A 19,095-nucleotide genomic window follows, 5' to 3' on the forward strand; every position below is an offset into this window, starting at 1 on the left:
AATAGATGATGAATCAAGGACAGGCAAATTAAGGATAAAGAAAAATGCTTGCTAGGGTTTGGAGTGCATCGATCGTAGGAATTGACGCGGTAAAGGTTGGTGTTGAGGCTGATGTGTCAGGGGGGCTACCGAAAATTGTGGTTGTGGGATTACCAGATTCTGCCGTGCAAGAAGCTAAGGAAAGGGTTAGGGCTACGCTGAAAAATTCGGGATATGCTTTTCCGATGCGGAGTATTGTGATTAATTTGACTCCGGCGGATTTGCGGAAGGAGGGGCCGAGTTTTGATTTGCCGATCGCCATTGGCATTTTGGCAGCATCGGAACAAGTCAGCGCTGAACTTTTGGGAGATTATTTGTTTTTAGGGGAACTTTCTTTAGATGGGAGTTTGCGGCCTGTGGCTGGGGTTTTGCCGATCGCGGCTGCTGCTCAAAAAATGGGTATTTCGGGGTTGGTTGTACCGGCTGGTAACGCGCAGGAAGCGGCTTTGGTGCAGGGAATATCTGTTTATGGTTTTGAGAATATTTTTGCAGTTACTGATTTTTTGAACAATCCTGAAGTTTATTCGCCTGTAGAAGTAAACGGTCGAAAAGAGTTAGCAAAAACGCGGTTTTCGGGTTTAGATTTAAAGGATGTAAAGGGGCAAATTCACGCGCGGCGGGCTTTGGAAATTGCGGCGGCGGGGGGGCACAATTTAATTTTTGTGGGGCCGCCAGGGAGCGGTAAGACGATGTTGGCGAGGCGTTTGCCGGGTATTTTGCCGCCGCTGACTTTTGAGGAAGCTTTGGATGTGACTCAAATTCATTCGGTGGCTGGGTTGTTGAAGGATAAGGGAAGCTTGGTGGGCGATCGGCCTTTTCGCAGTCCTCACCATTCGGCATCGGGACCTTCTTTGGTAGGTGGCGGCAGTTTTCCGCGTCCGGGTGAAATTTCTTTAGCACACCGAGGCATTCTTTTTTTGGATGAATTAACTGAGTTTAAAAGAGATGTTTTGGAGTTTTTGCGGCAACCGCTGGAAGATGGTTATGTGACGATTTCTCGGACTAGACAATCGGTGATGTTTCCGGCGCAATTCACTTTAGTTGCGAGTACGAATCCTTGCGCTTGCGGTTATTACGGCGATTCGATCCAACAGTGTACTTGTTCGCCGCAAAAGAGGGAGCAATATTGGGCAAAACTTTCGGGGCCTTTGATGGATCGGATTGATTTGCAAGTGGCGGTTAATCGTTTGAAACCCGAGGAAATTACGCGACAGCCGACGGGGGAAGAGTCGGAACCGGTGCGGGTGAGGGTGCAGCGGGCGCGAGAGCTCGCAACTCGCCGTTTTCAGTCGGAATCTAGCTTGCGCTGTAATGCGGAAATGCAAAGCAGTCACATTAACACATGGTGTCAGTTGGATGATGCTTCTCGGAATTTATTGGAGATGGCGATTCGGAAGTTGGGGCTGTCGGCGAGGGCTAGCGATCGAATTTTGAAGGTTGCTAGAACTATTGCTGATTTGTCGGGGGATGAAAGCTTGAAAACGAATCATGTGGGGGAGGCGGTTCAGTATCGGACGATCGATCGGATGCAATAAGGCGGATGTGCGATCGTTTATCCTCCATTGTGATACTTTGATGAGTCGGCGGTTGAAACTGCTTCTTGTCCAACGAAGTCCGTCTGAGCCGACTCAAGAATAAGGCGGGTATTTAAACCGGATTTAGTATCATTCTTGTATCTCATTGAGCTTCTGCAAAGATGTGGCAGCAAACTGTGGGATGCTTGCTTTTTTACCCAAAAAATCAAGTAATTCAAAAACATTCTTTGGGGGATTTTTGTATTTTTTAGACTGTTCCTGTAAAATTTTAATCATTGATTCCGGGTGGTCGTCAAATAGTTCAGTCAGAAACTCATCAGGCGACTGTGCTTTGATGTTCCAACGAGCTAGATCCTTTTCTTTGAAATCTGTGAGATTGCTGGTAACGATGACATCCGCTTTAGCGGTGACAGCAGCAGCAAGAACGTGACGGTCTTTAGGGTCATTTGTCATTAACTCATCTAAACCTAGAGGTACTGTAACCATTGCTTCGGGAAATGCTTCTTTGATTACCTCCTCAAGATTCCTGGCTTTTTCCTGCGATAGTTTTCCTCCACTAACAAGGTTGCTCATTGCCTCATTCAGGATTTTCTGCGACCAATATGGTAAATACAAACCTTCGTCAGCGGTGGAAAGCAGAATATCGCGCAAATACATGGGAAACAGGACACAAGCATCAAGTACAACAGCAAGTTTAGCCATATTAAAAAGTTAATTAATCCTATTCCTCGTATAAACCTGCTTCCTCAGTCATTTCGATTAGCTGGTCTAATAGTTTACGGCGCTTTCGGTCGCGATGTTCTTTATAAATGATTAAATCTTTAAATCGAATCCGCCGATGGGAACCTACTTTGATATAAGGAATTGCTCCTTCATCTAGCAACTTGACAAGAAATGGTCGCGATACATTCAGGATATTAGCAGCTTGCTGTGTCGTCAGTTCGCGATTGTAACGAACTATCGTAACAGCCCGATCAGATGCCATTGCTTGTACAGCTTGACGCAGGATATTGCAGACTGATTCTGGAATTAGAATCTCTTCTCCATTACTTGCGACTAATTTTGGTTGTGCAGATTCTTGGCTGAGTATCTGTGCTAATTGTGCTATTGATTCTTGTTCTTTTTCTGGAAGCAGAACTGACTCTGGCGATGCTTTTTGCCTCGACATAATAAGATATATTTTTTGATTGTTTTCTTCAGGATAACACTTTTAGCAGCATAAACGCAATATCCGAAACAAACAAAATATTCAAATCCAGAAATCGGAAAGTTCGATCGCCCGAAATTCCCCATACCGACTCAAGACGGATGCCTCGCAGATGTACAATAGGACGATCGCACTCTCCGACTCCAAGCGCGATCAATCCCTACACCTGCCCCAAGTGGGCAACATCAGATAGAACGCAGTAAAAAAATATAAAATGGAAGCAATACAACTGTCTTTATTCTCAAATGACTCAGAACCAATTCCTGCCAAAAAGCAGAAGAATGCAAAATTAGGGCGTTACGAACGCATCCAACGCGAACTAGAAGCAAATGACTGCGACCCCTACAAAATATTCATTGATGTTGAATCTCAGTCACTGCCAAAATCCGACTATACATTTATCGATCTTTTTTGCGGTGCGGGCGGCATGACCCAAGGTTTATTGCAAGCAGGTTTTCGACCAGTAGCAAGTGTTGAAATTAATCCCATCGCCTCGGCAACTCATACAAAAAACTTTCCAGATTGCCATCACTTGTGCGACGATATAAAAAACTTAAATCCCCAAAAGTTGCTCGCTGAAATTGGTTCGCCAGAAGTTCATGTTGTTGTAGGCGGGCCGCCGTGTCAAGGCTTCTCAGTTGCAGGAAAACGCGACCCCAACGACCCTCGAAATCCCTTATTTAGAGAGTTTGTCCGCGTTGTCTCTGAAATACGTCCTTGGTATGTTGTCATGGAAAACGTACCAGGAATATTGACTATACAAAAAGGAGCTGTTAAGCAAGCCATTTGCGAAGCTTTTCATGAAATTGGCTATCCCCATATGTCCGTTGCTGTTCTGGAATCAGCCGCCTATGGAGTCGCGCAAATCCGCCCGCGAGCCATATTTATTGCCAATAGATTTGGGATGCCAAACCCCTATCCGAAGCCACAATTGTTGCCCGAACAATACAAAGCGATTGAGTCAGCAATTTACGATTTACCAGAGTATACTCCCCTCCCAGAAATCAACCACGAATGGACTCGTCATTCTGTTCAGTACATGGAAAGACTTGCTAAAGTTCCACCTGGTGGTTCTTTGTATGAAAGCTACGCCGATGCTTTCAAGCGACAGTATCCGGGAAAACCGAGCATGACTGTTAAAGAAAATCACGGCGGCACTCATATTCATCCTTATCTAAATCGCGTTATTTCAGCTCGCGAAATGGCTAGATTGCAAAGTTTCCCGGATTCATTTATTTTTGAAGGTTCAATGAAAAAGGCCATGTGGCAAATTGGAAATGCCGTGCCGCCCCGCTTAGCAGAGTGTATCGGTTTTGGACTTATTCCATACTTGACTGATATTGCACTTAACAAACTTAGCTTAATTACTGTTAAACATCCCGAATAGATTCAGCTAGTTTTTGATTGAGAGCATTTCGCCAAGTTTCAAAATCATACCAGCCGCATCCTGTGCAGCCTTCCTCAGCTTCAGCACCGCGCTGATGTATGGAAGGCCAGTCTTCGCCTCTTTCATACCAAAACTTGATTCCGAAAGGTGTACCTCTTTTCCCTGTTTTGATGCAGCGTTCGCAACTTCGAGATTTTAGAAGATTGTGATTGCCTGAAGCATCTTTTTTGAGCAACTGAAACTTTGCCTTGATTTCAGATTCGCTCATAGATGCCAGGTGTGGTGGCTCATTATCTCCCCAACGCTCCATTGGGAATCTATGGTCAATTACTAACTCATGAGCTGCTCGTTTTCTCTGTTCGATTACATCTGTATAAAAGTAAACTTCGAGAATTCTTTTTACCAGAGAAGCGGGTATGTTAGCAGCAGAATTTGCTGCTTTAATTTCTCCTGTCCACAAATCGCCCAAACGTGTTGCCTGACAAGTTTGACAGTATCTCTTTTCTGTTACAATAACCAGACCGGGGCGCTTCCTTGTTCCGCGCTGCAATCCCTGAATTCCGCCACCGCCAGCATATTGAGCTGATGCTATCTGTTTTCCTTCGCACTCCCGACAGTGCCATTGTTGGTCGGATAAAAGATTTAAAACTCTGAATTGGGTTGAGTCTTGTTTTAATTGAGCTTTAATTGTGCTTGCTAAATCTTGATTGCTCACTCTATATTTTCCGCTTCTATTTCTAGATTTTCGAGAAGATTGGACACTGTGATGCCTAAGCCACTAGCTAGACTTGTAAGTGCAGTGATAGAGGGATTTCTGACTCCGCGTTCGACTCCAGATATATAGGTGCGGTCTAAATTAGCCCGCATTCCGAGCTCCTCTTGCGAAATTCCCAACGCTGTCCTGCGTTGCTTTACGAGATGACCTAAAGCACGCAGAATCTTCTGTTTCGATCGACTCATCTGCCAATTTTCAGTCTCTGCGGACGATCGGTCTACGGACGATGTGTCACATATCTCAAAATTTCGATCGCCCCAAATTCCCCATCGCGACTGAAGACGGAGGCCTCGCAGAGGTACAATAGGACGATCGCATTCCCCAACTCCCACCGTGATAGAGCGCTACACTTTGCCCGAAATGGGCAACATCTGGACTGAAACCGCCAAGCTTAAAAGCTGGCTGCAAGTAGAAATCGCTGTCTGCGAAGCTCAAGCCGAACTCGGCTACATCCCCGCCGCCGCAGTCGAAGAAATCAAAGCAAAGGCTAATTTTGACCCCAAACGAGTCCTCGAAATTGAAGCCGAAGTCCGCCACGACATGATCGCCTTCTTGACAAATGTCAACGAATACGTAGGCGATGCCGGCCGCTACATTCACCTCGGCTTAACCAGTTCCGATGTGCTCGATACCGCTTTGGCGCTGCAATTAGTCGCCAGCGTCAATATCTTGTTAGAACGTGTCGAAGAATTGAGTCAAGCTATTCGCTATCAGGCTCAACAGCATCGCAATACCGTCATGGTTGGCCGATCGCACGGAATTCACGCCGAACCCATCACCTTTGGCTTTAAACTAGCAGGATGGCTGGCAGAAGTCTTTCGCAACCGCGCCCGATTAGTGAATTTGCGATCGTCCATTGCAGTCGGCAAAATCTCCGGCGCAGTCGGAACCTATGCTAATATCGATCCGCGAATTGAAGCGATCGCCTGTCAAAACCTCGGACTCGAACCCGATTGTGCATCCACTCAAGTCATTTCGCGCGATCGACACGCCGAATACGTCCAAACCTTAGCACTCTTAGCAGCATCGATCGAGCGTTTTGCAGTAGAAATCCGCAACCTGCAACGCACCGACGTTCTCGAAGTCGAAGAATTCTTTTCCAAAGGGCAAAAAGGCTCATCCGCCATGCCCCACAAACGCAACCCGATTCGATCGGAAAGACTCACAGGGATGGCGAGAATCGTCCGCGCCAACGCCGTCGCAGCCTTAGAAAACGTTGCACTTTGGCACGAACGAGACATCTCTCACAGTTCCGTAGAACGGATGATTTTGCCCGACAGTTCTACAGTAACTCACTTCATGTTAGTAGAAACCACAGACTTAGTAAAACACCTGCTAGTCTATCCCGAAAACATGAAACAAAACATGAACCTTTACGGCGGAGTCATCTTCAGCCAGCGCGTGATGTTAGCCTTAGTAGAAAAAGGCACCAGTCGCGAAGACGCCTACAAAATTGTGCAATCTTGTGCTCACGAAGCTTGGAACAAACCGGGCGGCAATTTCTACAATTTAATTGCTAAGGACGATCGGGTAACAGCTAAGATGACAACCAAAGAAATTGATGATTGTTTCGATCCGCAGTATCAATTGAGGCACTTAGATTTAGTGTATCAGCGCTTGGGAATTTGAGGACAATTAACAATTAAAAATGACTCAGAGAGAGAGAAGAGAGCGAGCGTTCTCGCGCTTGTCCGACAGTCCGCCGGGGGTTAAAACCCCCGTCTCATAGCTAAAGTCGGTTGAAACCGACTGAAAGACTCACCAGATAAAATTTTTAGAGAAATATTTTAGTCCTCTTCAGAGGACTTTAGCTATGAGACAGGGGTTTCAACCCCTGTCGGTCTGGCGGGCTGGCAGACAACACGAAAAGCCCCAAAATTCTCCAAGATATGAAATGTAAAAACTCTATTAAATATCCACTTAACAGAGCTATGAAATTAAACCGATTTACAAAATATTTAATTGTATTCGCTCTAATATTACTGTCTACAACCACACTGAATTATACAACATCTATTCGCGCCCAGGAGCCGCCACAAGTGCAAATTACCCAACCCGAATCAAACCCAGTAGTACCTGAAAGTATTTTCATGAGTCAACTTCCCAGTTCGGCGCGACTGGTTGACATCCGCACCGTAAATCCCAACATTCGCCTGGATATCCGATACGCCACTACTAACAATTTCTTGAAACGAAAACTTTACCCTATATCGAAATGCGCCTTGAGAAGTTCTGTTGCTCAAAAGTTAGGGCTAGTTCAAACAGATTTGGAAAAAATCGGATTGGGTTTGAAAGTTTACGATTGCTACAGACCTTTTTCTGTGACTAAGCAAATGTGGCAAGCTTGGCCAGATCCGCGCTATGTTGCTAATCCTGCTAGGGGTTCGCGGCACAATCGCGGTGCTGCTATTGATTTGACTTTAGTCGATCGCACTGGCAAAGAATTAGAAATGCCTACACCTTACGATGATTTTACCGAAAAAGCTCACGGAGATTATCAAGGCGGCAGCGCGGAATCTCGGAAAAATCGTCAAGTGCTTAAGAATGCGATGAAAAAACACGGATTTATCGGTATCACAACAGAATGGTGGCACTTTGATTCTGAAGATTGGCAGAAATTTGCGATTCTTGATATATCACTTGCCGAGATTCCTTAATTATACTATTTATTAAAAATGGCTGATTCTGGTAGGACGGCATTGCCGTGTCCCTACAAATATCAGGAAATTTATCGCAATTTAACCGAAAACTCGTATTCGTATCCCCGGAAATTAGAGTCTAATTGTAATGTGTAATTGCCAGTAACAGGGATTTTTCCAGTCCACTCTGTTTCATTGCCTTGATAAGGATCTCCGGCTAAAAGTTTGCCACCAGGAGTTATAATTTGCGGGAAAACCTCTTTGCGAGTCATAACAGTCATTGTTTGACCTTTTCTGGCGCGAATCCGGTAAGAGTGGCTGCCGCCGCCGATGATTCGACCTTTGACGATCGCCTCATCTCCTCCCGGTAGAAAATTAATCTGCTGGTTGACGTTAGAACAACTGCTTTCGGTGCGGTTTTTGGCAATCCAACCGGGCGGATCGGTAATTCGCAGCCAACCGTTTTGTTCTTCGGCGACTGAAACAAAGGTATTATTTTTAAGTTTTCCTACTATGTTGCTACCCCTTAATTGCGGGTTCGATCGCACATTTAGCGGTGGATTCGGATCGCTGACTACAGCCATAGTGATTTTGCAACCCGAATTTGGCGGTGTGACAACTACTGGCTCAACTTTTCGCGGAGAGACTCCTGCAACTCGCGAGGATTGAAGTGCTGGAGTTTTGGCTGGTTGAGATTGAGATGGGGGAGATTCTGCGGCTTGGGTTTGTGCTGGCAGAGGTTCTGGTTGCCGAGATTCAGGGTTGTTCGTCTCCCCTGCAATCTGGTTTCTGGTGGATGCCGGGGATTCTGCAAGGGGAGGATTGGATTCTTTCATCGCACCCGACTGTATAGTTGCAGCAGCCACTCCCACTGCTGTTGCCAGTCCTGCTAAGCTTACCGTGATGATTTGAGCTTTCGTAAATGACATAAAAAACCCTCTCTGTATCTATATTGATAATTTTTATTTGGGAGTTGGGGCGATCGCCAGTTAATTTATAGTGGAAATACCTAGTGCGGGCCACAGGGTAAGGATTTTTAGATAAAATTTCAGAGCCATAATTGTCGCAATAATTTGAGTCAATATATACTGGACACCTATACTGATGGTAATCTTGCTCTGGGTTATTTGCGCGCCAATTTACGAAAGTAAGCGTTCAGCGCGAGGTACATAAAATGTCAAAATTGATTCCTCTGAGATTACAACCGCCCCGCGATCGATTGTTGGAGGAGGTGAAGCAGGAAGTCCAAGCAGGACGATCGCAGTCTTTGCACGCTGCTGTGCTGGCTAACCTCAGCCAAGACTCGCAGCCTCTTGGTGTTAACCGCTGTTGGGATGTGGAAGTGAAAGCGGGCAACCGTCCGAGTTTTCGGCTTTCTCCCAAAGCAAGCGTTGCTAAAGTTTTCGATCGCACCGGCGGCAAATTGGTAATTTTGGGAGCGACGGGTGCAGGCAAAACTACGACGCTGCTAGAATTAGCTCGGGTGTTAGTTTCCCGCGCCCAAAAAGATGCTAGTTTGCCAGTACCAGTGCTGTTTGAACTCGGATCGTGGAAAGCAGAATCCGGGGCGATCGCAGATTGGTTAATTGCTCAACTTCAGTTTAAATACGGCATCTCTCCTGCTGTCGGCAAAAAATGGCTCGCCGAACAAAAATTGCTGCCTCTCCTCGACGGCTTGGACGAAGTAGAAACCCACCGCCAAAATATCTGCATTCAAGCAATCAATCAATTTGTTGAAAGCGAATTTAAACCCAAACATTTAGTAGCTTGCAGCAGTTTTGAAGCTTACAAAAACTGCGATACTAGATTTCGCCTGCAAGCAGCGGTTTTATTGAAACCTTTAACAGACACTCAAATCCAAAACTATCTGCTAGAAGCGAGAAGCCGCGAACTTTGGTACAGCATTGAGCGGGAGCCGGAGTTGTTGAAATTGGCAAAAGTTCCCTTGCTTTTGAGCATGATGGCTCTGGCTTACGACGATATTTTAATTGAAGCTTGGAAGCGCATAACTTCCGCAGAAGAACAGCGCAAATATCTGTTAACTGCTTATATTCGCCACCAAATGACCGGGCAAGTCAAACAGTATCCCAGAGGTAAGGAACTGCGGCCCGAACAAATTCGCCACTGGCTGGGGTGGTTGGCGAGAAGGATGGAACAGCAAGGAATTCAAGAATTTTACCTCGATCGCATACCGTCTAGCTGGCTGCAAACAGGCGAGGAGCGGCGCAAGTATCAGTTTGGAGTTAAGCTGGTTGGCGGGCTGATTTGGGTGATTTTGGGATTAATTGTCAGCCTAGTCTCCGGGTCGATTTGGGGGTTGATTGCGGGTGCTGTTGCTGCGGTAATTAGTGCTTTGTTGCCGGGAATTCCGGGGATTAAAAGTTTTATCTTGCGCCTCGTGCTGTGGTCGAACGGCTACATTCCTTGGGATTACAGGCGTTTTCTCGATGCTGCGACCGATCGCTTGTTGCTGCAAAAAACGGGCGATCGGCGTTATCGATTTATTCACGATTTATTGCAAAAACATTTTTCGGAAATCTAAAGGTCTGAACTTGACAAAATTAAATGATCATGATATGTGTCTTGCCAATCGTGCAGGCTTCAATTGCCGAATTTGCGATCGCCTCCTCATCCACACCCCCAAAAGGTTAAGATTCTAATCTGACCCTCCTGCAATCATTGCTTCACCTCCTATGGCAGAAACCTTATTGTTCAACGCCCTCCGCGAAGCGTTAGACGAAGAAATGGCCCGCGACTCCGCCGTATTCGTACTCGGCGAAGACGTAGGTCAATACGGCGGTTCCTATAAAGTCACCAAAGACCTCTACAACAAATATGGCGAACTTAGAGTGCTAGACACCCCGATCGCCGAAAATAGCTTTACGGGTATGGCAGTAGGCGCAGCAATGACGGGACTGCGGCCGATTATCGAAGGCATGAACATGGGCTTTTTGCTGCTGGCCTTCAACCAAATTTCCAACAACGCCGGAATGCTGCGCTACACATCCGGCGGCAACTTCAAAATGCCAATGGTAATTCGCGGGCCAGGCGGCGTGGGCCGGCAACTCGGCGCGGAACACTCCCAGCGCCTAGAAGCATATTTCCAAGCAGTACCGGGTTTGAAAATAGTTGCCTGTTCGACTCCCTACAACGCCAAAGGACTCTTAAAATCAGCCATCCGCGACGATAACCCGGTTCTGTTTTTCGAGCACGTCCTTCTTTACAACCTCAAAGAAAATTTGCCAGAAACAGAATATTTAGTGCCGCTGGACAAAGCAGAAATCGTGCGATCGGGCAAAGATGTCACCATCCTGACATATTCCCGGATGCGGCACCACGTCTTGCAAGCCGTGCCCGCCCTGGTAAAAGAAGGTTACGATCCAGAAGTAATCGACCTAATTTCTCTTAAACCCCTGGACATGGAGACCATCGGCGCATCCATTCGCAAAACTCACAAAGTAATTATTGTAGAGGAGTGCATGAAAACAGGAGGCATCGGTGCCGAACTAATTGCTTCGATTAGCGATCGATTTTTTGACGAACTCGACGCACCGGTTTTGCGCCTGTCTTCACAAGATATTCCCACACCTTACAATGGCAATTTGGAAAGACTGACAATTGTCCAGCCCACTCAAATTGTCGAAGCAGTCCAAAAAATGGTAGCTTTGCGAGTATAAATAGTGATTAGTCAGTAGTCATTGGTTGACTGTTGACTGTTGACTGATGACTGTTGACGGATGACTGATGACCGATGACTGTTGACTAAAATCTGCCAACCGCCAACTGCCAACTGACAACTGCCAACTGACCAATGACTAATAATTAAATATGCAAAAACAACGTTCCATATTAGCCCTAATTTTTGTTTTAATCATCGCCGCCATTACTGTAATAGTAACAATTCCGACGCGGCTGGGATTAGACTTGCAAGGAGGGTCACAACTCACAATTCAAGTAAAAACTACCCCCACAATTCCCAAAATTGACCAGGGAATGTTAGAAGCAGTGCGTCGGATTGTCGAAAACCGCGTCAACGGTTTGGGCGTTTCCGAAGCATTAGTCCAAACAGTAGGAGAAGACCAAATTCTCGTGCAGTTGCCCGGAGTAAATGACCCGCAGCAAGCAGAACGAGTTTTGGGAGGCACGGCCAAGCTAGAATTTAAGGAACAACTGCCCGGAACAGAAACACAATTAGCCATTGAGAGACAGTTGCAGCAGGAATTGCTGCTCAAACAAACAGAATTAAAAACTAGCAAAAATGAGGCAGCCATTCAAGAAAATCAGGCTGCTTTGAAAAGAAGCAATGAGGCGATCGCCAAACTCTTCAAAAGCAGCGGACTCGGTGGCGAAAACCTCAAAGACGCTCAACCTCAACCCTTGTCGGCTGGGAACAACTGGAACGTTGCTCTTGTTTTCGATACCCCAGGAGGCGAATTATTTGCCCAACTCACTAAAAATTTAGCCGGCACCGGACGCAGTATCGGTATTTTCCTAGACGAAAGAATGATCAGTTCTCCAGTCGTCGGGGTTGAATTTGCCCAAACAGGAATTACTGGTGGGAGTGCCGTAATTCAAGGCAACTTTACAACGCAAGAAGCCAACGATTTGGCAGTGCAATTGCGGGGCGGCGCTTTGCCGGTGCCGGTCGAAATTGTAGAAAACCGCACGATCGGCGCTAGTTTGGGTAGAGACAGCATTCAAAGCAGTATTAACGCAGGTATCGGCGGCTTAATTTTAGTCTTGATTTTCATGGTTGCCTACTATCGACTCCCCGGCGTAATTGCCAATATTGCTTTGTTAATTTATGCTCTGTTAACTTGGGCAGCTTTCGTGCTGTTGGGAGTGACATTAACGCTGCCGGGAATTGCTGGTTTTGTGCTCAGCATCGGGATGGCAGTGGATGCTAACGTGCTGATTTTTGAGCGCACGCGGGAAGAGTTGCGGGCGGGGAAAACGCTTTATCGATCGGTCGAATCGGGTTTTTACCGCGCTTTTTCCAGCATTTTAGATGGCAACGTCACAACAGTTATTGCTTGTGCTGCTTTGTTCTGGTTGGGCGCTGGTTTAGTTAAAGGGTTTGCTGTAACTCTGGCATTGGGCGTAGTAGTGAGTATGTTTACTGCTATTACTTGCAGCCGCACTCTACTTTTGGTAGTGTTGGGCTTTCCGGCCCTGCGAAAACCTCAGTGGTTCTGTCCAGATTTATCAAAAACTGCTAATAGTTAACTGTTGACTGTTGACTGTTGACTGTTGACAGACTAGGTAAGGTGCGCAGTAGGTAAGGTTCGCAATGCGCACCCTACATTGAGAAATTTTTCTTCCTTCTTCCCTCTTCCTTCTTCCCTCTTCCTTCTTCCTTCTTCCCTCTTCCTTCTTCCTTCTTCCCTCTTCCTTCTTCCTTCTTCCCTCTTCCTTCAAATTATGAAATTCAGTGTTATCAAACAGCGATCGATCTGGTGGAGTATTTCCGCCGCTATAATCCTCGCAGGTATAGTGTCGATGGCGATTTCTTGGACTCGTCCCGACATCCGCGCACCGCTGCGCCCTAGTTTGGACTTTATCGGCGGCACTCGGCTGCAATTTGAACTCGACTGCACGAAACCAGAAAATTGTAAACCCATCGATCTTGCTGCTGTCCGCGAAGTCCTGGACACCCAAGGTTTAGGTGGCAGCAGCATTCAAGTTATCGGCAAAGAACAGCGAGGTTTATCGCTGCGCACGAAAACTTTGGATGTCGAACAGCGGACTAATTTACAAACAGCTTTGAGCGAAAAGATAGGCACTTTTGCTCCTCAATCTACTCAAATTGATACGGTTGGGCCTACCCTCGGTAAACAATTATTTACTTCGGGATTGTTGGCTTTATTTCTTTCCTTTGCTGGCATTACGGTTTATCTGACATTCCGGTTTCAGTTGGATTATGCCTTTTTTGCTTTCGTTGCTCTTTTCCACGACGTGTTGGTTACTCTTGGTGTTTTCTCGTTTTTGGGTTTAGTTCAAGGAGTGGAAGTTGACAGTTTATTTGTGGTCGCTCTCTTGACAATTATCGGTTTTTCTGTTAACGATACAGTGGTAATTTACGATCGCGTGCGCGAAGTAATTAAGCTAAATCCGGGACAGTCGATCGATCAAATTGTCGATGATGCGGTCATGCAGACCCTGGGAAGGTCAATTAACACGACGATGACAACGCTGCTGACATTGTTTTCAATCTTTTTGTTTGGTGGCGAAACCCTCAAATACTTTGCTTTAGCTTTGATTGTCGGTTTTATTGCTGGTGCGTATTCCAGTATTTTCATTGCCAGCACGCTGCTAGCTTGGTGGCGCAGTCGCACTGGCAACTCTATCCCCGTCCCCGCAGAAGGAATCAGCCAGTCAGAGGAAGTTTAGGTGACTGTTAACTGTTAACTGTTGACGGTTGACTGACTCATAACTAATGACTAATGATTAATGACTCATAACTAATGACTAATGAAAGCGACGCAAATTTTCAACTTGAAGTCCAAAGGCTTCACAAACTAACAGTTTATGGCCGCTGGTTAACTGTGATATTGCTCTGGATTAGCGTCGGTTCTTTGAGCATTTGGGGTTTGCGCCGCGAAATCGCTTTGTGGTTAGAACACTTCACTTGGGCAGCGGTGCGCTACGGTTTATCTTTTCACCGCTGGCCGACTCTGGGTTTGGGTTTGTGCTTGGGAATGACTTTAGCTGTGCTAACTTGGCAAAGTCGCAATATGGTGCGAGGATTGCCCCAGCGGGAAAAACAGGGTTTGGAACAACAAGTGCGCCGCATTCGCCAGCAGGGGCCGAGTCATCCTTTGTGGAAGTGGGTTTGCAAAGGTTCGCGGTAGCCGACAGGCTTTATTCTCCAGTCGTGGACGCACTTCAACCTAAGAAACCGGGTTTTTTACCGAATCTACGGGATGCAAGCAAATATGAGGGTGAAAAACCCGGTTTCTGGCCACCGCTGCGTAGCTCGTAATTCTTTTAAATCCTTTAAATTCCGTAAATTGCTCGTTGCCGAACTTCCTTCTGCTGTATCACGCAAAGCGAGGCAAAATCTGTGCTGGGGGAGACTGTTGAAGTGGAATCTCGATCGCAAATTCTGCTCCTTTTCCCGGTTCCGAAAAGCACTTCAATTCGCCGCCGTGTTGGTTGACAACAATTTCATAGCTAATCGAGAGTCCCAAACCTGTTCCTTGGCCGACTGGCTTAGTAGTAAAGAAAGGGTCAAACAACCGCTTCCGAACATTTTCTGTCATCCCCGGGCCGTTGTCAGAAATCTTAATTATTACCTTTTTTTTCTCAATTAACTCCGTGCGAACCCGAATCGCAGGAATCGGGCGGGTAGAGTTAGAAAGTGATGATTGACTATTTGTACAAGACTGCTCTTGCTCGCCTAGGGACTTGTTCTGGCTGTTTTTATCGACATTTTCGTGTTTGTTCGACTCAACAAGAGCGTAAATGGCATTAACTAAAATATTCATAAATACCTGATTGAGCTGTCCGGGATAGCAATGCACCAGCGGCAAGTCGCTGTATTCTTTGTGAATTGCGATCGCTTCGAGCCCAGGTTTCCCTTTAAGCTGACTTTGCAACAGCATAATCGTGTTGTTGATACCGTCGTGAATGTTGACCTGCTTCATTTCAGCTTCGTCTAACCTGCAAAAATTCCGAAGCGACAAAACGATGTCGCGCACTCTTTCTGCACCTTGCTGCATAGAATTTAAGACTTTCGGCAAGTCTTCAACTAAATAATCGAGTTCTATTTTTTCTGCTTCCGCTGCAATTTCCGGTATCAATTCGGGACAGTGCTGCCGATAGATGTCGAGCATCCGCATTAAACCTTCCGTATACTCTTTAGCGTGGTGCAAATTGCTGTAGATAAAGCCGATCGGGTTGTTGATTTCGTGAGCTACTCCTGCTACTAACTGCCCCAAAGAAGACATTTTCTCTGTTTGAATTAGTTGAGTTTGAGTGCGCTGAAGTTCCAGCAGGGCAAGTTCGAGCTGTTGGGCTTGATGTCTCAATTGCGCTTGCGACTCGCGCATCGCCACTGTTGACAACTCGTGAATTTGCAACTGAGACAGCAGCAGTTGATGTACGTCTAAAAGTTTGTAAGTTTCGGGTTCTACTTGTACTACAATTGGTTCGTGGATTAGTTCGGGCGATCGCTCCAAAGACTGCCGCACTGCCGTCATAATTGAGGTTTCGCGATCGAGAACCAACATATCAGTTTTAGTAAAGCGGTAGAGTATGAACAAAGGCTGTTGAGAAAATAACTCCAAGCTGTAGGGGCGGCTCATGTGTTCAAAAAAACGCCGCCGCGAAATCATCCCTGTAAACTTTCCTTGCTTAGTGATGATGATGCCGGGAACTAAAGGGTTTGCTTGAAAAATTTTAGCAACTTCGTTCCCCGGACACTCAGACTCTAGGAGAAAGTCGTAGAGGGTTAATTCCTGTAGAGTCGATCGCAAACCAAGCGGCGATTTCAGGGGACTCAACCCGTCATTTTCATACACTGCTCCCTCCTTTGGTAATTGGCAGTAGCGGTTGGATGCTGGAGTATGGCGTACTATTTGGACTGCATTTTCAACTCTTTTTATAGCTGGAAAATCAACTCTACTCTGCTCGCTCGAATCGAGTTAATTCAGCAGGATTTTTTTTTCCTTAAATAGTGCTGGTGTCACCCGAAATAAGCTTGCAGGTTAGATTAATTTAACAGCCGACACCCCTTTGAAACCTGACTGTGTATTAAATTTGATCTTTCCAAGATTCTACTAATCCGAATATAGCAGTCATAACTATTTTTAATGTTTGATGACATTAATTTGCTTCAGATTGAGAGACATCTGCGGTCTGTGGCAGTACATTTGGTATCACCCCTTGCGTAAAATTATATTACAATAAAACAAGACTAGCGACAAATCGGCAGCCGATCGCCCACTTTTATAATTCAGCCAAAACCGGTTTCGGGCAACGGCCAATAAATCTCAATTGTCAGTTTTTTTGCACAAATGCCGATCGCTCTGAACCCGAAGATTGTATTGTAGGTAGTCTTCCAGCCAGAGACACCCGATTCCGAGCAATTTGTCAAGTTCGGCAGCTTATACTTTAGCAGCATCGAGAGTCCAAAGCTTCACCGACGAATCTTTCCCGGCAGATAGTAACGTTGTGCGATCGGGACTAAAACTCACACTCCACACATCGGCTTGATGTGCCCTAAAGTTTGCAGCAAAGTGCCATCAGGGCGCCAAAGTCTCACCTTACCGTCCATACTGTCCCCTGCGAGCATCTTGCTATCGGCGCTCCAACTGACACTACCCAAACCTGCTGTAGAATCGTCTAGAGTTTTGAGCAACTTGTCGCGGGTGTTCCAAAGTTTCACCTTCCAATCGTGACTCGCAGAGGCAATCATCTCACCGTCTGGCGAGAAAATCCAGCCCCACACTTCATCTCCGTGTCCTAAAAGAGTTTTCTCAAGTCGAAACTGTTTTTCTTCGCTGCCTTTCCCTAGTTTGACAGTTCGATCCTGACTGCTGGAAGCCAACATATTGCCGTCGGGACTGAACCTGACTGATGTAACTGGTCTAGTATGTGCTTTTAAAGTTTGCAGCAAAACGCCGCCTGCACTCCAAATCTTAATAGTTTTATCATAACTGGCAGTAGCAATTAGTTGGAAGTTAAGCTAAAACTCGCGCTCAAAACTAAATCTAGGTGTCCTTTCAAAATTTGCAGCAAAGTTTTGTCGCGGCGCCAAATTCTCGCAGTATTGTCAAAACTTGTAGAAGCAATTAACTGACTGTCTAGACTGAAAACAACCTCAGTAATTGAATTGCTGTGTCCTGGCAAACTCAAAATCAGCTTGCCGTTTGGCTGAAAAACTTTAACAGTAAAGTTGTCACCCGCACTCACAATTAACTTGCCATCGGGGCTGAAATTAGCCGTGTGTCCGTTAGCCAAACGATTGCGCTCTCGGACTACATTTACCGTGCGGAAATTGTAGCAATATTGACAAATTTTGTGAGTTATAAATGGCTGTCCTCCCGTCCAAGCTAATATGTGTTTGAGAATTTCTAGGGATTTTTTTATTGTTTAGCCCATCCTTGAGCTAAAAGTATGGCTTCTGCCAAATCAAATCCTTTGAGTTCAATGGCGCGCCCTATATAAAACGGAGTTCTGGTTTTGTCAGAGATTGAATTTTGAGGAGTAGCGACTCCAAATAAGGCAAAAGTTAGGCGATTATATTCGGGATTTTCGGCGCGTTTGTTGTAGCAGCCGCGCAACGCTGCAAAAAAGTCGTCTCTGGAAAAGTTGAGGGAGAGAATGCTGTCAATTTCATCGATAAAAATAACGATCTTGCGATCGCTCGAAGGAAGCAATACCTGTTCGATAAATTCATTTAATCTGACGACTGGCGGCAAGTGTTCTCGATCGCGCCACCAAGTCCTGAGATTCATTTTAATTTTAAAGCTGTTGGCGAGAGTGGCTGTAAAGCCGGCATACCAATGCACGGGAGTTATTTGGGCAGTGCCAATTCCTGTGATGTCAACAATCCCGCAGGCGGTGTTTTCTGCTTGCAAGCGGCGCGCTATTTACACCCGCAGGCTCGATTTTCCCATTTGCCGCCCGGTGATCACGTAGCACAATTCGCCTGCTTTTAACGAGTCGTAAAGTTCGCGATCGGCTGATCGGGTGACGTAGGTAGGAGCATTCGTCGGTAAACTGCCGCCAACTTGATATTCAAATTCTGTTGTTGGCAAATCGCACACGGAGCATCAAGGAGAAGCTGAAGGAAATAATTCTATTTTACCTGAGATATTGCACCATTTTCAATAAGCCTTTTACGGGCGGGCTAGAAGAGCAAGGGCCCACAAGAAAATTTACTCTTTGTGGAACGGGCCAAAGAGCCCGTTCAGCGAGAATAGTGCAATCTATGAGTTTTAGCCAACTTTTCCCCAACCTCCATTTCAATTTGAGAAAGTTGCTTTGGTTGCGATAATATTTCGATCGTTATTACTTCTCCTTCTCCTTGATTTTAGGCAATTCTCATTAGAAACTCTAAGATGTTGATTTGAGGAACCTTGGGGGCTCTGATTTTTTTGGGCGATCGCACTGAGCTAAATTGAACTGATATTTGAGGAAAGTAAGCGACGGTTTCCATGTGCGAGTTGCCCAGCTAGATGTGCTAACCATATAAACGGCCCGACGATCGTACTTTCAGTACAATGTCAGTATTTCAACCTGCACACCAGTTGAGTCTGACTCTGTGAGAGTGTGAATGTCGCTCTTATCCTTTGGCTGTATGGATTGGAGGTTTTTGAAGGGTGAGGCGGTGTCAGGCCCAGAGGCAGACAGTTAACCAAGCGGCACAAGGAAAGTCGGCAGCTAACGCCCGCGCAGGAAGGATTTTAGGCTCTCGCCACCAAAGAGCAAGAGAGAAAATCACGACAGCACCACCAGCAATATCACCCAAAAGAATGATTGATCGACAAAAAGTTGCGTGTTATAAT

General features: G+C 46.0%; 21 protein-coding genes. 9 read left to right on the top strand and 12 right to left on the bottom strand.

Annotated features, from left to right (window positions below; translation table 11 throughout):
* The first annotated feature begins 44 nt into the window (after nucleotides 1-44).
* Nucleotides 45-1,574, top strand: coding sequence for a YifB family Mg chelatase-like AAA ATPase (locus tag QUA13_RS09945; protein ID WP_333198170.1), 1,530 nt, complete (start codon nucleotides 45-47; stop codon nucleotides 1,572-1,574).
* Between the two features lie 129 nt (nucleotides 1,575-1,703).
* Here QUA13_RS09945 and QUA13_RS09950 read toward each other — a convergent pair whose 3' ends face one another.
* Nucleotides 1,704-2,276, bottom strand: a complete 573-nt coding sequence (locus QUA13_RS09950) for a PIN domain-containing protein (protein ID WP_333198171.1) — start codon at nucleotides 2,274-2,276, stop codon at nucleotides 1,704-1,706.
* Nucleotides 2,277-2,295: 19 nt separating this feature from the next.
* Nucleotides 2,296-2,742, bottom strand: a complete 447-nt coding sequence (locus QUA13_RS09955; protein ID WP_333198172.1) for an excisionase family DNA-binding protein — start codon at nucleotides 2,740-2,742, stop codon at nucleotides 2,296-2,298.
* A 253-nt stretch (nucleotides 2,743-2,995) separates the two neighbouring features.
* Here QUA13_RS09955 and QUA13_RS09960 point away from each other — a divergent pair, with 253 nt between their 5' ends.
* Nucleotides 2,996-4,168: a DNA cytosine methyltransferase gene (locus QUA13_RS09960; protein ID WP_333198173.1), complete on the top strand. Its 1,173-nt coding sequence runs from the start codon at nucleotides 2,996-2,998 to the stop codon at nucleotides 4,166-4,168.
* On the opposite strand, the gene QUA13_RS09965 is transcribed toward QUA13_RS09960, so the two are convergent.
* Together QUA13_RS09965 and QUA13_RS09970 are read right to left on the bottom strand one after the other, a co-directional pair.
* Nucleotides 4,152-4,883, bottom strand: coding sequence for a restriction endonuclease (locus QUA13_RS09965; RefSeq protein WP_333198174.1), 732 nt, complete (start codon nucleotides 4,881-4,883; stop codon nucleotides 4,152-4,154). The genes QUA13_RS09960 and QUA13_RS09965 overlap by 17 nt on opposite strands.
* On the bottom strand, nucleotides 4,880-5,128 hold the full coding sequence (locus QUA13_RS09970) for a helix-turn-helix transcriptional regulator (RefSeq protein WP_333198175.1): 249 nt from the start codon (nucleotides 5,126-5,128) through the stop codon (nucleotides 4,880-4,882). Before QUA13_RS09970 ends, QUA13_RS09965 begins: the two co-directional genes overlap by 4 nt.
* A 148-nt stretch (nucleotides 5,129-5,276) precedes the next feature.
* Between QUA13_RS09970 and purB the strand changes: the two genes are divergently transcribed.
* Nucleotides 5,277-6,572 (top strand): adenylosuccinate lyase, encoded by a 1,296-nt coding sequence (gene purB, locus QUA13_RS09975; protein ID WP_333198176.1) that lies wholly within the window; start codon nucleotides 5,277-5,279, stop codon nucleotides 6,570-6,572.
* A 302-nt stretch (nucleotides 6,573-6,874) separates the two neighbouring features.
* Nucleotides 6,875-7,600: a M15 family metallopeptidase gene (locus tag QUA13_RS09980; protein WP_333198177.1), complete on the top strand. Its 726-nt coding sequence runs from the start codon at nucleotides 6,875-6,877 to the stop codon at nucleotides 7,598-7,600.
* 71 nt (nucleotides 7,601-7,671) lie between these two features.
* Here the strand turns inward: QUA13_RS09980 and QUA13_RS09985 are convergent, their stop codons facing one another.
* Nucleotides 7,672-8,511 carry an SH3 domain-containing protein gene (locus QUA13_RS09985; RefSeq protein WP_333198178.1) on the bottom strand — a complete coding sequence of 280 codons (840 nt, stop codon included), beginning with the start codon at nucleotides 8,509-8,511 and terminating at the stop codon, nucleotides 7,672-7,674.
* Nucleotides 8,512-8,756: 245 nt separating this feature from the next.
* On the opposite strand from QUA13_RS09985, the gene QUA13_RS09990 reads away from it, so the two are divergent.
* The 3 genes from QUA13_RS09990 to secD all read left to right on the top strand — a co-directional run bounded on the left by QUA13_RS09990 (nucleotide 8,757) and on the right by secD (nucleotide 12,808).
* Nucleotides 8,757-10,124 carry an NACHT domain-containing protein gene (locus QUA13_RS09990; RefSeq protein WP_333198179.1) on the top strand — a complete coding sequence of 456 codons (1,368 nt, stop codon included), beginning with the start codon at nucleotides 8,757-8,759 and terminating at the stop codon, nucleotides 10,122-10,124.
* A gap of 151 nt (nucleotides 10,125-10,275) precedes the next feature.
* Nucleotides 10,276-11,259, top strand: a complete 984-nt coding sequence (locus QUA13_RS09995) for an alpha-ketoacid dehydrogenase subunit beta (protein WP_333198180.1) — start codon at nucleotides 10,276-10,278, stop codon at nucleotides 11,257-11,259.
* Between the two features lie 151 nt (nucleotides 11,260-11,410).
* On the top strand, nucleotides 11,411-12,808 hold the full coding sequence (gene secD / locus QUA13_RS10000) for a protein translocase subunit SecD (RefSeq protein WP_333198181.1): 1,398 nt from the start codon (nucleotides 11,411-11,413) through the stop codon (nucleotides 12,806-12,808).
* On the opposite strand, the gene QUA13_RS10005 is transcribed toward secD, so the two are convergent.
* On the bottom strand, nucleotides 12,788-13,000 hold the full coding sequence (locus tag QUA13_RS10005) for a hypothetical protein (protein ID WP_333198182.1): 213 nt from the start codon (nucleotides 12,998-13,000) through the stop codon (nucleotides 12,788-12,790). The two genes, secD and QUA13_RS10005, sit on opposite strands and share 21 nt — an antisense overlap.
* A gap of 3 nt (nucleotides 13,001-13,003) precedes the next feature.
* Between QUA13_RS10005 and secF the strand changes: the two genes are divergently transcribed.
* Complete coding sequence (gene secF, locus QUA13_RS10010) at nucleotides 13,004-13,972, top strand: protein translocase subunit SecF (protein ID WP_333198183.1); 969 nt, start codon at nucleotides 13,004-13,006, stop codon at nucleotides 13,970-13,972.
* Nucleotides 13,973-14,046: 74 nt separating this feature from the next.
* On the top strand, nucleotides 14,047-14,433 hold the full coding sequence (locus QUA13_RS10015; protein WP_333198184.1) for a hypothetical protein: 387 nt from the start codon (nucleotides 14,047-14,049) through the stop codon (nucleotides 14,431-14,433).
* A 189-nt stretch (nucleotides 14,434-14,622) separates the two neighbouring features.
* Here QUA13_RS10015 and QUA13_RS10020 read toward each other — a convergent pair whose 3' ends face one another.
* From QUA13_RS10020 to QUA13_RS10040, 6 genes are all read right to left on the bottom strand, one after another.
* On the bottom strand, nucleotides 14,623-16,104 hold the full coding sequence (locus QUA13_RS10020; protein ID WP_333198185.1) for an ATP-binding protein: 1,482 nt from the start codon (nucleotides 16,102-16,104) through the stop codon (nucleotides 14,623-14,625).
* Nucleotides 16,105-16,689: 585 nt separating this feature from the next.
* On the bottom strand, nucleotides 16,690-16,788 hold the full coding sequence (locus tag QUA13_RS32720; RefSeq protein ID WP_445242696.1) for a hypothetical protein: 99 nt from the start codon (nucleotides 16,786-16,788) through the stop codon (nucleotides 16,690-16,692).
* Nucleotides 16,776-17,201 carry a hypothetical protein gene (locus QUA13_RS10025; protein WP_333198186.1) on the bottom strand — a complete coding sequence of 142 codons (426 nt, stop codon included), beginning with the start codon at nucleotides 17,199-17,201 and terminating at the stop codon, nucleotides 16,776-16,778. The genes QUA13_RS32720 and QUA13_RS10025 overlap by 13 nt, the downstream gene beginning before the upstream one ends.
* Nucleotides 17,202-17,254: 53 nt before the next feature.
* Entirely contained in the window at nucleotides 17,255-17,545 is a 291-nt protein-coding gene (locus QUA13_RS10030) for a hypothetical protein (protein ID WP_333198187.1), read from the bottom strand.
* 125 nt (nucleotides 17,546-17,670) lie between these two features.
* A complete protein-coding gene (locus QUA13_RS10035; protein WP_333198188.1) occupies nucleotides 17,671-18,165 on the bottom strand; it encodes an AAA-like domain-containing protein in 495 nt (164 codons plus the stop codon).
* Nucleotides 18,166-18,177: 12 nt separating this feature from the next.
* Complete coding sequence (locus QUA13_RS10040) at nucleotides 18,178-18,345, bottom strand: hypothetical protein (RefSeq protein ID WP_333198189.1); 168 nt, start codon at nucleotides 18,343-18,345, stop codon at nucleotides 18,178-18,180.
* Nucleotides 18,346-19,095 lie beyond the last annotated feature (750 nt).

The organism is Microcoleus sp. S28C3 (genome assembly GCF_036700785.1).
In the GTDB taxonomy this organism is placed as follows: Bacteria; Cyanobacteriota; Cyanobacteriia; order Cyanobacteriales; family Microcoleaceae; genus Microcoleus; species Microcoleus asticus.

What these genes read in the sequence shown, in the direction of transcription:
- QUA13_RS09955 (WP_333198172.1), bottom strand. Translation starts at nt 2,742, where the DNA reads ATGTCGAGGCAAAAAGCATCGCCAGAGTCAGTTCTGCTTCCAGAAAAA.
- QUA13_RS09990 (WP_333198179.1), top strand. Translation starts at nt 8,757, where the DNA reads ATGTCAAAATTGATTCCTCTGAGATTACAACCGCCCCGCGATCGATTG.
- QUA13_RS09995 (WP_333198180.1), top strand. Translation starts at nt 10,276, where the DNA reads ATGGCAGAAACCTTATTGTTCAACGCCCTCCGCGAAGCGTTAGACGAA.
- QUA13_RS09970 (WP_333198175.1), bottom strand. Translation starts at nt 5,128, where the DNA reads ATGAGTCGATCGAAACAGAAGATTCTGCGTGCTTTAGGTCATCTCGTA.
- QUA13_RS09960 (WP_333198173.1), top strand. Translation starts at nt 2,996, where the DNA reads ATGGAAGCAATACAACTGTCTTTATTCTCAAATGACTCAGAACCAATT.
- QUA13_RS09950 (WP_333198171.1), bottom strand. Translation starts at nt 2,276, where the DNA reads ATGGCTAAACTTGCTGTTGTACTTGATGCTTGTGTCCTGTTTCCCATG.
- secD (WP_333198181.1), top strand. Translation starts at nt 11,411, where the DNA reads ATGCAAAAACAACGTTCCATATTAGCCCTAATTTTTGTTTTAATCATC.
- QUA13_RS09980 (WP_333198177.1), top strand. Translation starts at nt 6,875, where the DNA reads ATGAAATTAAACCGATTTACAAAATATTTAATTGTATTCGCTCTAATA.
- secF (WP_333198183.1), top strand. Translation starts at nt 13,004, where the DNA reads ATGAAATTCAGTGTTATCAAACAGCGATCGATCTGGTGGAGTATTTCC.
- QUA13_RS10015 (WP_333198184.1), top strand. Translation starts at nt 14,047, where the DNA reads ATGACTAATGAAAGCGACGCAAATTTTCAACTTGAAGTCCAAAGGCTT.
- QUA13_RS09945 (WP_333198170.1), top strand. Translation starts at nt 45, where the DNA reads ATGCTTGCTAGGGTTTGGAGTGCATCGATCGTAGGAATTGACGCGGTA.
- QUA13_RS09985 (WP_333198178.1), bottom strand. Translation starts at nt 8,511, where the DNA reads ATGTCATTTACGAAAGCTCAAATCATCACGGTAAGCTTAGCAGGACTG.